10 protein-coding genes are annotated in these 12,605 nt (G+C 61.5%); 6 read left to right on the top strand and 4 right to left on the bottom strand.

The window, feature by feature from the left end; genetic code table 11:
- Positions 1–40 precede the first annotated feature (40 nt).
- Positions 41–1,771 (bottom strand): formate--tetrahydrofolate ligase, encoded by a 1,731-nt coding sequence (locus tag I6L44_RS10100; RefSeq protein ID WP_216951728.1) that lies wholly within the window; start codon positions 1,769–1,771, stop codon positions 41–43.
- Positions 1,772–1,838: 67 nt separating this feature from the next.
- Between I6L44_RS10100 and I6L44_RS10095 the strand changes: the two genes are divergently transcribed.
- Positions 1,839–2,267 (top strand): hypothetical protein, encoded by a 429-nt coding sequence (locus I6L44_RS10095; protein WP_216951727.1) that lies wholly within the window; start codon positions 1,839–1,841, stop codon positions 2,265–2,267.
- Between the two features lie 42 nt (positions 2,268–2,309).
- Here I6L44_RS10095 and I6L44_RS10090 read toward each other — a convergent pair whose 3' ends face one another.
- The gene (locus I6L44_RS10090; protein WP_216951726.1) at positions 2,310–3,212 is read right to left on the bottom strand and encodes a LysR family transcriptional regulator; all 903 of its coding nucleotides are present in this window, start codon (positions 3,210–3,212) and stop codon (positions 2,310–2,312) included.
- Positions 3,213–3,321: 109 nt separating this feature from the next.
- On the opposite strand from I6L44_RS10090, the gene I6L44_RS10085 reads away from it, so the two are divergent.
- From I6L44_RS10085 to I6L44_RS10070, 4 genes are all read left to right on the top strand, one after another.
- Entirely contained in the window at positions 3,322–3,882 is a 561-nt protein-coding gene (locus I6L44_RS10085; protein WP_216951725.1) for a YceI family protein, read from the top strand.
- Positions 3,882–4,619: a hypothetical protein gene (locus tag I6L44_RS10080; protein ID WP_216951724.1), complete on the top strand. Its 738-nt coding sequence runs from the start codon at positions 3,882–3,884 to the stop codon at positions 4,617–4,619. Before I6L44_RS10085 ends, I6L44_RS10080 begins: the two co-directional genes overlap by 1 nt.
- Positions 4,620–4,801: 182 nt before the next feature.
- The gene (locus I6L44_RS10075) at positions 4,802–5,926 is read left to right on the top strand and encodes an adenosylhomocysteinase (RefSeq protein WP_216951723.1); all 1,125 of its coding nucleotides are present in this window, start codon (positions 4,802–4,804) and stop codon (positions 5,924–5,926) included.
- Positions 5,927–6,003: 77 nt separating this feature from the next.
- The gene (locus I6L44_RS10070; protein ID WP_005344153.1) at positions 6,004–6,312 is read left to right on the top strand and encodes a SelT/SelW/SelH family protein; all 309 of its coding nucleotides are present in this window, start codon (positions 6,004–6,006) and stop codon (positions 6,310–6,312) included.
- A gap of 114 nt (positions 6,313–6,426) precedes the next feature.
- Here the strand turns inward: I6L44_RS10070 and I6L44_RS10065 are convergent, their stop codons facing one another.
- Complete coding sequence (locus I6L44_RS10065; RefSeq protein WP_216951722.1) at positions 6,427–8,136, bottom strand: lysophospholipid acyltransferase family protein; 1,710 nt, start codon at positions 8,134–8,136, stop codon at positions 6,427–6,429.
- Between the two features lie 213 nt (positions 8,137–8,349).
- Entirely contained in the window at positions 8,350–9,573 is a 1,224-nt protein-coding gene (pepT, locus tag I6L44_RS10060; protein ID WP_216951721.1) for a peptidase T, read from the bottom strand.
- A 1,014-nt stretch (positions 9,574–10,587) separates the two neighbouring features.
- On the opposite strand from pepT, the gene speA reads away from it, so the two are divergent.
- Positions 10,588–12,489, top strand: coding sequence for a biosynthetic arginine decarboxylase (speA, locus tag I6L44_RS10055; protein WP_005344160.1), 1,902 nt, complete (start codon positions 10,588–10,590; stop codon positions 12,487–12,489).
- Positions 12,490–12,605: the final 116 nt, after the last annotated feature.

Raw genomic sequence — 12,605 nt, 5'->3', positions numbered from 1 at the left:
AATTGGCGGGGCCTTGTTGTTTCTGTCGTTGTGGAAGGGCTCAGCTCAGTCCGACTATCTCGCCGTTCTCATCGATATCGATATGGCGATAGGCAGGCAAACTGCCCAGCCCCGGCATGGTCATGATGGGGCCCGCCAGCGCATAGACGAAGCCTGCACCGGCGCAGAGCTTCACCTCGTCGATGGGCACCTCGAAATCGGTCGGCACCCCTTTGAGGGCGGGGTCGTGGCTGATGGAGAGCGGCGTCTTGGCCACGCAGATGGGCAAGTGATCCCACCCTTCGGCAGAGAGTTGGGCCAGCTGCTGGCGGGCTTTATCGGAGATCTGCACCCCGCGACCGCCGTAGCCGCACTCCACCAGGGTCGCCAGCTTGGCGTCGAGGCTCGCCTCGTCGGGGTAGAGCAGTTTCACCTTACCTGGTTGCTCGCAGGCGGTGACCACGGCGCGGGCCAGCTCGCTGGCACCGGCACCACCCTGGGTGAAGGCGTTGGAGATGGCCGCGCCACAGGCACCGGCTTGCTGGGCTTCATGGGCCAGCAGCGCCAGTTCGGCCTCGCTGTCGGTGGGGAAGCGGTTGATGGCGACCACCACCGGCATCCCGTAGCGGCGGGCGTTCCGGATATGCCAGGCGAGGTTGGCGCAGCCTTGCTTGAGGGTTGGCAGATCTTCCCCCTGCAGGCTGGCTGGCAGTGGCTGGCCCGGTCGGATATCGATCAGACCGCTGTTGGCTTTGAGGCCGCGCACCGTGGCCACCAGCACCACGCAGGCGGGGGTAATACCGGATTGGCGGCTCTTGATGTTGAAGAACTTCTCCAGCCCCATGTCGGAGCCAAAACCCGCCTCGGTCACCACATAGTCGGTCAGGCCAAGGGCGATGCGATCGGCGATCACCGAGGAGTTGCCGTGGGCGATATTGGCAAAGGGACCAGCGTGCACCAGCACCGGCGTCTGCTCGGTGGTTTGCATCAGGGTCGGCTGCAGCGCGTCTTTCAGCAGCACCGTCATGGCGCCCGCCACTTCCAGCTGCTCGGCAGTGATGGGCTTGCCGTGGATATCGCGGGCCAGCTGGATGCGGCCGATGCGCTGACGCAGGTCTTTCAGATCGCTCGCCAGCGCCAGAATGGCCATCAGCTCGGAAGCGGCGGTGATGACGAAACGATCGCTGCGTTCCACACCATCGGCAGCGCCCCCCTGTCCAATCGTGAGGTGGCGCAGGGCGCGGTCATTCATGTCGAGGGTGCGCGGCCAGAGGATGTTGTCAGCATCGATATCGAGCCGCGGCAGGCCGGTTTTGGCGGTGAACTGGTCGCCGAGTTTGCGCTCATGGAACAGCCGGGCATCGAGGGCTGCTGCCGCCAGATTGTGAGCCGCCGTCAGAGCGTGAAAATCGCCGGTGAGGTGGAGGTTCATCTCCTCCATCGGCACCACCTGAGCGTGGCCGCCACCGGCAGCGCCCCCCTTGACCCCGAATACCGGCCCGAGGCTCGGCTGGCGGATAGTGGCGATGCTGGGCTGGCCGATATGGTTGAGCCCCATGGAGAGGCCAAGGGTGGTCACCGTTTTCCCTTCTCCGAGCGGGGTCGGGGTGATAGCGCTCACCAGTACCAGCTTGCCGCGCTGTGTGGGTTGAGACGTGAGCAGGTCGATGCTGAGTTTGCCTTTGTAGTGGCCATGAGGGCTGAGCAGGTGTTGGGGGATGGCGAGGCGTTCGGCCAGCGCGTGGATTGAGAGACGGGGGGACTGGCGGGAGATCTCGATATCGCTTAGCATCAGCACCTCGTTGGCATATCGGGGTAAAATATGCGGCGCAGTCTAGTGGAATATAACGGGTAATCCAATGACGAAAACGATTTTATTTGGTGATGGTGAGGTTCGTCAGAATCCTGTTCTGCTGGATCTCAACGCACTCTATCATCCCCCCAAGCAGCCGATGACGGCGCTGGGGATTGTCAGCGCGCTGGTGCCGTTGTTCGGTTTCGGCTGGCAGGCGATGACCCAGGACCCCGAAACCCAGCTGCGCCACGAGATCCGCAAACGGGTCAACAAGCACAAGACCGACGAGGCAAACCTCATTTTGATCCTGCAGCTGGCCGCCATGTTTGACTGCCCCGAGATTGAAGTGGCGCTCCCCTATGCCCTCAGTGAGCAGCAGTTGTCGGTTGTCCGCACCCGTTTGCCACGCTGGCAGTTGCACCCCGAGCAGGAGCGTCTGCTAGCCAAGCTCACCCCTGTTGCCGCATCCACCACCGCATCCGGCCAGCGTTAGGTTTCAAGCCGGACCAGCAGGCCGTACCCTCTGCTCTGGCAATCAGGTCGGCGCATCCCACTGCTGCGGGGCGAGATAGCGCTCCTGCACGAACTCGATAAAGCAGCGCACCTTGGCCGAGACGAAGCGGCGGTGCGGATAGACCGCATAAAGTCCCACCTCTCCCTTGTCCCACTCCGGCAGCAGGCTGACCAGCTGCCCTGACCGTAGCGCCTCCCCCACGATAAAGGTGGGCTGCAATATGATGCCCTGATCATCACAAGCGGCGCGGGTCAGCGCCACCCCGTTGTTGGCCCGCAGTGGCCCCTGTGGCCGGATGCTCTGCTGCTCGCTTCCCCGTTTGAAGTGCCACTCCGGCTGGGTCAGGGTGTAGATCAGACAGTCGTGCTGCTTGAGATCCTCGGGTTTTTCCGGTCTGCCCTTGCGCGCAAGATAGGCGGGGCTGGCGCAAAGCTCGACCCGAATGGTGGCAAGCTGGCGCGCCACCAGCGAGGAGTCGCCGAGGTGGCCGATCCGCAGCGCCAGATCGAACCCCTCTTCCACCAGCGCGACCCGCCGGTCGCTGTACTCGATATCGAGCTTGAGATCGGGAAAGCGCTGGCGAAACAGCGGCAGGGCGGGGGAGAGGTGCAGATAGCCAAAATCCATCGGCACCGAGAGCTTGAGGGTACCGTTCGGCTGCTGGTTGTGGTGGGTCAGCTGGCTGTGGGTCTCTTCCAACTCCGCCAGCAGGGCGAGGGAGCGCTGGTAGTAGAACTGGCCCGCTTCGGTGGGATTGACCTGACGGGTGGTGCGCGACAGCAGCCGGGTGGCGAGGGACTCCTCCAGCTGCTGCATTAGCTTGGAGGCCATGGCGACCGAGATGCCGAGCTGGTTGGCGGCCTTGGTAAAGCTCTGGCACTCCACCACCTTGATAAAGGTACGCATGGCGGCGATCTGGTCCATTTTCCATCCTCAGTAAATAATGAATTTAATAAATCACTGATTATTCATCTTCAGAACGAGGTTAGCATTTTAACCACTGATGTGAACCCCAAGATGAAGGAACGAACGGATGAAAATGACCAAGGCTCTGCTGGCCTCCTGCCTGTTTATGGTTACCCCTCTGATGGCGGCGGATTACGATGTGGATGCGGCGCACACCACGGTGCAGTTCAAGGTGGGTCACCTGGGCTTCTCCGAGCTGGTGGGTCGCTTCAACACCTTCAGCGGCACCTTCAGCATGGATGACGCCAACCCGGCGGCCGCCAAGGCGAGCTTTGAAGTGGATGCCGCCAGCGTCGACTCCAATCACGAGGCCCGCGACAAGCACCTGCGCAGTCCGGACTTCCTCGACGTGAAGCAGTATCCCAAGATGACCTTCGTCAGCTCCGCTTACGAGGGCACCAAGGATAAAGGCGTGCTGAAAGGGACCCTGACTCTGCACGGCGTCTCCAAGGAAGTGGCCTTCGATCTGGTCAAGATCGGTGAGGGCAAGGATCCCTGGGGCGGCTACCGCAGCGGCTTCAACGCCTCCACCACCATCAAGCGCAGTGACTTTGGCGTGAGCTACATGCTGCCCGGCATTCCGGACGAGATGAACATCAACCTGTTTGTCGAAGGCGTGCGCAAGTAATGGGCGCGGAACTTCTGCTGCAAACCCTGGCGGCTCCTCTGGGAGCCGCTTTGCTATCGTGGCGCTGGCCGCGACTGGGTTATCTGTGGGGCGCGCTGGCGCTCTGGCTGGTGGGCTCATTGCTCGGCGGTCTCTATGGTATTCCGGCCAAGGCGTGGCAGTGGCTGCCGCTGACCCTGCTGGTGCCCGCCATTGCGGCTCAGGTGAACGATCTGCGCGGTTCACTGCTGCTCTTTGCGGTGTTCAGTGCGCTGGTGTGGTGGCAGGGATTGGCCTCGGTACTGGCGAGCGAACCCGGGATCTGGCTGGCGCTACTGCCCGCCATCCTCTGGTTTGGCTGGAGCACCTTGCGCTGTGACAGCCGCGAAGGGCTCGGGTTTGCCCTCGGCTTTATCTGGCTGGCGCTGGTGATCGGCATCGATGGTAGCCTGCTGATTGCCCAGTTGGCCGGTGCGCTGGCCGCTTTCGCCGGTTTTCGCGCCCTGCTTGCCACCTTTGTTGGCATCAAGGTAGCCCCAGCCGGTCTGGCGCTGGCCCTCGCCTTCGTCCAGATGCTGGCCTGGCAATATGTGGAGGTGCCGCTGGTGGTGTTGCTGCCGGTCTGGTTGCTGCCGCTGCTGGAGTGGGCGTTACGTGACAAACCCTGGCCAGTGCGTTGGAGTGGGCTGATCCTGCTCGCTGCCGCGGGAACCGGGCTCAGCCTATGGTGGGTGTGGCCTGCTGCTTCTTTGTACTGATACTTGTGTGGAAAATGGTCAAATGGCGCCATTTTTGCATACTCGCTCATACTCTTGGTAGATAATGATTGAGCCCCCTATGTGTTTCAGATAAAAAGGATTTTCATTTTATTTGGACACACACAGAACCCGGCCGCGCCGGGTTCTGTTTGCCTGCTTTGCGGCACATAAGGAGGCCACAGTTGCGCAGTCAAGGATCTGAGCATCTGTTTTTTCGCCATTTCACCGGACAGGGACGTATCGATGGTCTCTGCATTCTGCTGGTCACTCACCTGCTTCCCGATCGCCCCCGTTTTATAGACGCTCTCGGTCAGATTGGACGGATTGGTGCCATTTTGCCCAAACCGAAATCGGTACACGGTCCGACCCTGGAGTGGGTATCCCAGCACTATCCGGTGCTGCCCCTCAACCGGCGCTGGACCAATGAACCCGACAGTCTCATCCAGCAAATTGCGCCGCTGGTGGCCCCCCACGAGCGGTTGCTGATCCTCGATATAGGCGGTTACTTTGCCAAAACCCAGGTGATCTTGAGTGAATACTTCGGCCCCCGTTTCCTCGGGGTGGTGGAGATGACCGAGAACGGCCATCAACGCTATGAACAGGAGGTGCTGGCGACTCCGGTGGTGTCGGTGGCGCGCAGCCCCCTCAAGCAGGCCGAGGATATCCAGATTGGTTTGAGCGTGGTCTACTCCGCGGAGTCGCTGGCTCGTAACCTCAACCGTACTTTCAACGTCTGCGAAGCCGTGCTGTTTGGCTATGGCAAGGTGGGGCGCAGCATCGCCCGCGACCTGCGCTGTCGCAACCTCCATCTCGGGCTGGTGGAGACCGATGTGCTGCGACAGGTCGAAGCGCTCTCTCACGGTTTTCGCTTGATCACCAAGGCTGAAGCCTTGAGCCGCGCCGAGCTGGTGATCTGCTCTACCGGCAACGGCTCACTGGATTTGGCGGATCTGCAGGCGCTGCGCCCCGGCACCATGGTCGCCTCGGTCACCTCGGCCGATGACGAGTTTGCCTTCTCGCTGGCCCAGTTGCCGTGGCCGAGCGAAGAGGTGTGCCCCCATGTGCTGGCCCTCAACCGGCCGGATGGTACCCAGATCTACCTGCTCAACCGGGGCGAGGCGGTCAACTTCGTCCATGGCGCCGTGATTGGCGAATATGTCTATCTGGTGCTGGCGGAGATCATGGAAGGGATCCGGATGCTGGCGGCAGGCCCTCTTGCTCCCGGCCTGTTCGAGCTGCCAGAATCGGCGATGCGTACCATTGCCCGCCATTGGCTGGCCGATTTTCATGGGGTTGATCAGCGCTGATTTGACCGAACCGGGATTGGCCATTGGGTGGCGGTACGCCATTTCCCGCCATTGGCCGCTTTTTTATGGAGTCACTCATGACCGAGTCTGAAACCCTGATCAGCAAACCCCGCATCGAAATCCGCTACTGCACCCTCTGTCGCTGGATGCTGCGCGCCGCCTGGCTGGCGCAGGAGCTGCTTTCCACCTTTGACAGCGATCTGGGGGAGGTGGCGCTGGTGCCGGCCAGCAAGGGGGAGTTCCGCATTCTGGTGAACGGGGTGCAGGTGTGGGATCGGGTGGTCGATGACGGCTTCCCCGAGGCCAAGGAGATCAAGCAGCGGGTGCGCGATGTTATCGCCCCTGAGCGGGATCTCGGCCACTCGGATCGCAAGGCTGCCGAGTAACGCCAGATGGGCCGAGCGCCTCGAAAAGGTGCTGAGCATGAGAGCTAAAGGAGAGGGAGGCGATGGCCTCTCTCTCCTTTTTTGCCTTTGGCTGTTTGCCTGGCGCCTGCAGGGCTATGAGCGCGGCTCGGCCAGATGACTGCCGATATAGCGGGCCCGCTTGTGGGGCTTGATGCGGCTCACATCGACCCACACCAGGCCATCGATGCAGTGGTTGAAGTCGGGGTCGATACCAAAGTCCATAAATTGCACCCCGCCCGGCTCGCACAGCTCGGAGTACTGCTTGTAGAGGGTGGGGATGGCGCAGCCCAGATTGTCGAGACGGGCCTTGAGTGCTTTGAGATCGGCGCCGTAATCCACCCCTTCGAACAGAGGCTGCGTCTCGGGGTAGGGACGGCGGGAGGGGGCCAGCGCCAGCTCGGGGGCAAAGTGCTGGCGGTAGAAGCTCACCAGCAGATCCTTGGCCGCCGGCGGCAGGCTGCCGGAGAGCGACACCGGGCCAAACAGGTAGCGGTAGCGGGGATAGCGGGCCAGATAGGCACCGATGCCGAACCAGAGATAATCGAGCCCCCGCTTGCCCCAGTAGGCGGGCTGGATAAAGCTGCGGCCAAGCTCGATAGCCTGCTCCAGCCGGGGCAGCAACTTATCCTCAAAGCCGAACAGGGTGTGGCTGTAGAGGCCATCCTTCCCCTTGCTGGCCAGCAGCTCCGCCACCGGGGCAAAGCGGTAGGCGCCGATAATGTCGAGTCGGGCCGGATCCCAGAGGATCAGGTGGTGATAGTCGTTGTCAAAACCATCGAGATCCCGCCGCTTGCCAGACCCTTCCCCCACTGCGCGAAAGGCGATCTCCCGCAGTCGCCCCAGCTCGCGCAGGATCACCGAGTGGCTCAGTTCGTGGCGGCGGTAGAGGTAGATCCCCTGACCATCCGGGGTGGTGCCGAGCTGTTCGCAGCTTTCGATGGCCTGTTTGAGCTGGCGGCGATCCCCCGGCAGGGCGATGGGGGCCTCGGTCTGCAGCCGTCCCGCCTTGCCACGGCCAATCCGGTAGAGGTGGTTGCGCACCAGCCGCGCCGCCGTCTTGGCGGGCAGCTCCTGAAAACTGCCGAGCGGAATGCGCGCTCCTATGGTCACCGGCAGGGTCTGCCCCTGCTGGCGAAACAGCTGGCGCACCAGCAATAGGGCGGAGGCGGGCTTGTTGAGCCAGGAGGCGAGATAGAACCAGAGGCTGTTGCGCCCTCCCAGATGGATGGGCACCAGCGGGGTGCGGGTGCGCTGGGCCAGCTTGATAAAGCCTGCCTGCCAGGGGCCATCTTTCACCCCCTTGAGGCCAAGCCGCGAGACTTCGCCTGCGGGGAAGATCACCAGTGCCCCTTCATGGGCGAGGTGTTCGTTCATGGCGAGGATGGCCTGTCGATCGGTCTTGCCCTCCATATTGTCCACCGGCAATAGCAAAGGGCGCAGCGGCGCGAGCTGGGCCAGCAGCTGGTTGGCGACGATCTTCACATCGGGGCGGATGCGGCCGAGCAGTTGCAGCAGCGCCAGTCCGTCCAGCGAGCCGATGGGGTGGTTGGCGACTAGAATGACCCGGCCGCTGGCGGGAATATGCTCCAGCTGCGCCTCGCTGACCCGATAGTCGAAATCGAGCTGGGTCAGCGCCTGCTCGACAAAGTCGAGGCCGCGCAGGTGCGGGTAGCGGGCGGCAAAGTCGGCAAAGGCACGTTCGTTGAGCAGCCAGCCCAGCAGCCGCTTTAACAGCGGGGTGAGCAGGGGGTAGCCAAGCAGGCGGGGGAAGTGCTGGGTCAGCAGGGTATCGATAGTGAACATCTGGGGGGCTCCGGCGATCCGTTGCTCCCAGCATGATGTGACACTGTTCCCGCGACATGTCAGCGGGATGACAGTTTGATGGCAGCGGCGGCCAGTTGCTCCTGAGCGACCCTCCCCGGTTTCCCTTTCTTGATGGGTGATGGCCAGATAGCAAGGGGGGAGCCGGTTAACCGGCTCCCCCCCTCGGTGGTCGTGGTAAGGATAGCGACTCGATTAGCCGCGCCAAGCCGCGGTGAGGCGCACCAGCTCCACCAGGGTGGCGACCGATTTCTCCATGGATTGCAGCGGGATGAACTCGTGCTTGCCGTGGAAGTTGTGGCCTCCGGTGAAGAGGTTGGGGCAGGGCAGACCCATAAAGGAGAGACGGGCGCCATCGGTACCGCCGCGAATGGGCTTGATCTTCGGCACCACGTCGGCGGCCTCCATGGCGGCCTTGGCGAGCTCGACGATATGCATGTGCGGCTCGATCTGGCTGCGCATGTTACGGTAGCTGTCGGTCAGGGTCAGCTCGATGCGGGCCTTCGGATACTCGGCCTGCAGGGCGGCCACCCGGTTCTGCATCTCGGCTTTGCGCGCGGCGAAGTGCTCGTCGTCGAAGTCACGGATGATGTAGTGCAGGGTGCTCTCCTCCACGGTGCCGCTCATCTGGGCCAGATGGAAGAAGCCCTCATACCCGTCGGTGCACTCCGGGGTCTCGTCGGCTGGCATGGCGGCGTGGAAGCGGGCGGCCAGGGTTTGGCTGTTGATCATGCTCCCCTTGGCGGTGCCGGGGTGGACGTTATTGCCGATAAAACGAACCGTGGCGCTGGCGGCGTTGAAATTTTCATACTCCAGCTCGCCCAGTTCGCCGCCATCCACGGTATAGGCCCACTTGACCGGGAATCTCTCCAGCGGGAACAGGTTGGCGCCACGGCCAATCTCCTCATCCGGAGTAAAGCCGACCCAAATATCGCCGCGGGGGATCTCGGGGTGGGCCTGCAGGTGGTCGATGGTAGTGAGGATCTCGGCGATGCCCGCCTTGTCGTCGGCACCAAGCAGGGTGGTGCCGTCGGTGGTGATGAGATCCTGACCCAGGTAGTTTTTCAGGAAGCGGTAGTCACGAATGGCGAGCACCTCGTCACCCTTGCCAAGGCAGATGTCGCCGCCCTGATAGTTTTCGATGATTTGCGGTACTACGTGCTCCGCCTCGTAGTCGGCGGTGTCCATGTGGGCAATCAGGCCGATAGCGGGGGCGTCCGGCTGGTTGCCCGGCAGGCAGCCGGTGAGGTAGCCGTGCTCATCCAGGGTGACCCGGGTTAGCCCCAGCGCCTTCATCTCTTCTTGCAGGGCACGGGCAAAGATCAGTTGGCCTTCGCTGCTGGGGCAGGCTGGATTGGTCTCATCGGAGCGGGTATGAAAAGTTACGTAACGCAGAAAACGCTCAAGCAGGGTATCCATTAGTCAGCCTCTAACCGATTGTGAGCGGTCATTGTGGCCAATCCGTGCGGGGCACTCATTGCGTCAGCGCAGGTTTTTCCCATTTTTTGACGCAAGGGAAGAGCGGCGAATGTGCGGCGCGCGGGGCAACGTCCGGGAGGGAGATCGCATAAATGTGGCATTTATTGCGATATTTAGGCGCTGGCGGTGGCGACCAAATTCCCCTCAGCGACCGCACAGCAAGGCGTCAGCCCAATCATGGCGTTTTCACATACTTTTCAAGGGGAAACCGGGCTGTCGCATAACCTGCGCCATCCCAGAGCCCGCCTGCCCGCCAGCAAGATTTGATCGACTTATTAAAAGGGGATTTTGAACACTATTTTTTATTGTCACTGCCCGCGGTAAGTGTGTACACTCCGCGCCGATCCAAGGGCAACCCTGAAGCAGGCAGAGCCGCCAGAAACCCGACCGATCATACGCCTATAGGGCGAGGCACGCAGAAACGACAGACACTGCTGGGGAATGGTTTCTTTAATACCGGTTAGGCTCCGGTATCAGGGAGAACAACAGACTCTCATCCTTCATTTGACCGAGTGGGCCACCGGCTCATCATCTTCCCTTGTCATGGGCGGTCACTGATGGTGAGGTGGGCTGTGGTTGTTGTCGTCTATCAACACGCATGCGTGCTGGCGCCTTCGCTTCTCTTCCTTGGAACCCTCTCCTTCTGTCGGGATCGCTGCCGAATGATGAACTGACGGCGTGGCTGATGTCGTCTGTCATCAAAGTACCGCGGCGCTACGGCATAGTGGCACCGCATACCGTTGAGCTTGATGTAAAGCCACCAGCCCCACATCAAGACTCGTTACTTCCCCAAGATCCACCAGGCAGCCTCTGGCTTGCCGCGATGTGCAAAGGGTTGGTTTGGGTGGCTGCGTCTCGTGATAGCAGCGCTCGCCGTACTCTGCACTAGATGGTCTGGATGTGATTGAGGGTAACGAAGGCGACTTTGGGTCGCTCATTTGCGAGGCATAGCCCATGACTAACTGGTCCAGCAAGGACTCCTTGAAGGTCTACAACGTTCCCTACTGGGGTGCGGGTTTTTTCAATATCAATGACGCCGGTCATGTGACCGTCGCCCCCGACAAATCACGCCCTGACGCGCATATCGTGCTCTCTGACGCCATCGAACAGTTGCGTCAGTCCGGGCTGACCACCCCCGTGTTGCTGCGCTTCCCTGACATCCTCAAGAGTCGGGTCGATGCGCTGTTCAACGCCTTTGGTCAGGCCATCGAGAAGTCTGGCTATGAAGGGGACTACCTCTGCGTTTACCCGATCAAGGTAAACCAGCAGCGTCGTGTCATCGAGACCATCAGCCAGTCCTACAGCGACAAGCCCCGGCTTGGCCTGGAAGCTGGTTCCAAACCGGAACTGCTTGCCGTGCTGTCCCATCACCATGAGCAAGGCTCGGTGATCGTCTGCAACGGTTACAAAGACCGCGAATATATCCGCCACGCCCTCTTGGGCAACCTGATGGGCCACAAGGTCTACATCGTGGTGGAGAAGCCCTCCGAGCTGGAAATGGTGCTGGACGAGTCAGCTCGTCTCAACATCAAGCCCAACATCGGGGTGCGTGCCAAGCTCGCCTCCACCGGCTCCGGCATGTGGGAATCGAGCGGTGGCTCCATGTCCAAATTTGGTCTCTCCGCCTCCCAGATCCTGGCGCTGATCGAGCGTCTGCGCGGGCTGGGCAAGCTGGATTGCCTGCAACTGCTGCACTTCCATCTGGGTTCCCAGATCGCCAATATCCGCGACATTCAGGGCGGCATCCGCGAGTGCGGCCGTTTCTACGCTGAACTGCGTCGCCTCGGTGCCAACATCGAAGTCGTGGACGTCGGTGGTGGCCTGGGGGTGGACTACGAGGGAACCCGTTCCCAGAGCCACTGCTCCGCCAACTACAGCCTCTCCGAGTACGCCAATAACGTGGTATGGGGCATCGGCGATGTCTGCCGCGAGTTCGATCTGCCGCACCCGACCATCATCAGCGAGTCCGGCCGTGCCCTGACTGCCCACCACGCCGTGCTGGTCACCAATATCATTGGTGCCGAAGGTGTGGAGATGAACGACATCAGCGCGCCGGACGAAGATGCTCCGACCATTCTGCAGAACATGTGGAAAGGCTGGCTGGATCTGCGCAGCGAAGATCCCTCCCTGCTGGAGATCTTCCACGACTCGGTTGCCGATCTGGGTGACGTGAATACCCAGTACACCATGGGCCTCTTGAACCTTGAACAGCGTGCCTGGGCCGAGATGCTGCACCAGAACACCTGTCTGGCGCTCAAAGAGATGCTCAACCCGGTCAACCGCAACCACCGTGCGCTGGCTGACGAACTGAGTGAAAAGCTTGCGGACAAGTGCTTTGCCAACTTCTCTCTGTTCCAGTCCCTGCCGGATGCCTGGGGTATCGGTCAGGTATTCCCGGTGATGCCGCTGGCCGGCCTCGATCGTCCGCTTAGCCGTCGCGGTATCCTGATGGATATTACCTGTGACTCCGACGGTCAGGTCGAGCACTATGTTGACGGTCTGGGGGTCGAGAGCACCCTGCCGATGCCGGTTTATGGCGAAAACGAAGAGTGCCACGTCGGCTTCTTCCTGGTCGGTGCCTATCAGGAGATCCTCGGCGATCTGCACAACCTGTTCGGTGACACCCACTGCGCGGAAGTGTGGCTGGACGAAGAGGGCAAGATGGACATTCGCAACGTGGTGCGTGGCGACACCGTCGACCAGCTGCTGCGTTACGTCAACATCGACCCGTCCGTGATCCGCGAAAACTACCAGCGGATCGCCGCTCACCCGGCGCTGGACGATGCCACTCGCAAAGCCCTGCTCGACGAGCTGGAGCTGGGCCTGCAAGGCTACGCCTATCTGGAAGACGAATAAGCCTTATGTTTGCCCCTCGCTTTTGAGGGAAAATGAAAAACGGCGCCTGCGGGCGCCGTTTTTGTTACCGGGGATCATCCGGCGATATGACGGGGCACTCGGCCTGTCTTCATTCG

The sequence above is a fragment of the Aeromonas sp. FDAARGOS 1414 genome (assembly GCF_019047065.1).
GTDB lineage: Bacteria > Pseudomonadota > Gammaproteobacteria > Enterobacterales > Aeromonadaceae > Aeromonas > Aeromonas veronii_A.
The sequence above is the reverse complement of the archived record's forward strand: the minus strand, read 5'-3'. Positions and strand labels throughout refer to the sequence as shown.

Coding starts and splice junctions, on each gene's coding strand:
- I6L44_RS10090 (WP_216951726.1), bottom strand. CDS start 3,212: ATGGACCAGATCGCCGCCATGCGTACCTTTATCAAGGTGGTGGAGTGC.
- I6L44_RS10085 (WP_216951725.1), top strand. CDS start 3,322: ATGAAAATGACCAAGGCTCTGCTGGCCTCCTGCCTGTTTATGGTTACC.
- I6L44_RS10095 (WP_216951727.1), top strand. CDS start 1,839: ATGACGAAAACGATTTTATTTGGTGATGGTGAGGTTCGTCAGAATCCT.
- I6L44_RS10070 (WP_005344153.1), top strand. CDS start 6,004: ATGACCGAGTCTGAAACCCTGATCAGCAAACCCCGCATCGAAATCCGC.
- I6L44_RS10080 (WP_216951724.1), top strand. CDS start 3,882: ATGGGCGCGGAACTTCTGCTGCAAACCCTGGCGGCTCCTCTGGGAGCC.
- I6L44_RS10100 (WP_216951728.1), bottom strand. CDS start 1,771: ATGCTAAGCGATATCGAGATCTCCCGCCAGTCCCCCCGTCTCTCAATC.
- speA (WP_005344160.1), top strand. CDS start 10,588: ATGACTAACTGGTCCAGCAAGGACTCCTTGAAGGTCTACAACGTTCCC.
- pepT (WP_216951721.1), bottom strand. CDS start 9,573: ATGGATACCCTGCTTGAGCGTTTTCTGCGTTACGTAACTTTTCATACC.
- I6L44_RS10065 (WP_216951722.1), bottom strand. CDS start 8,136: ATGTTCACTATCGATACCCTGCTGACCCAGCACTTCCCCCGCCTGCTT.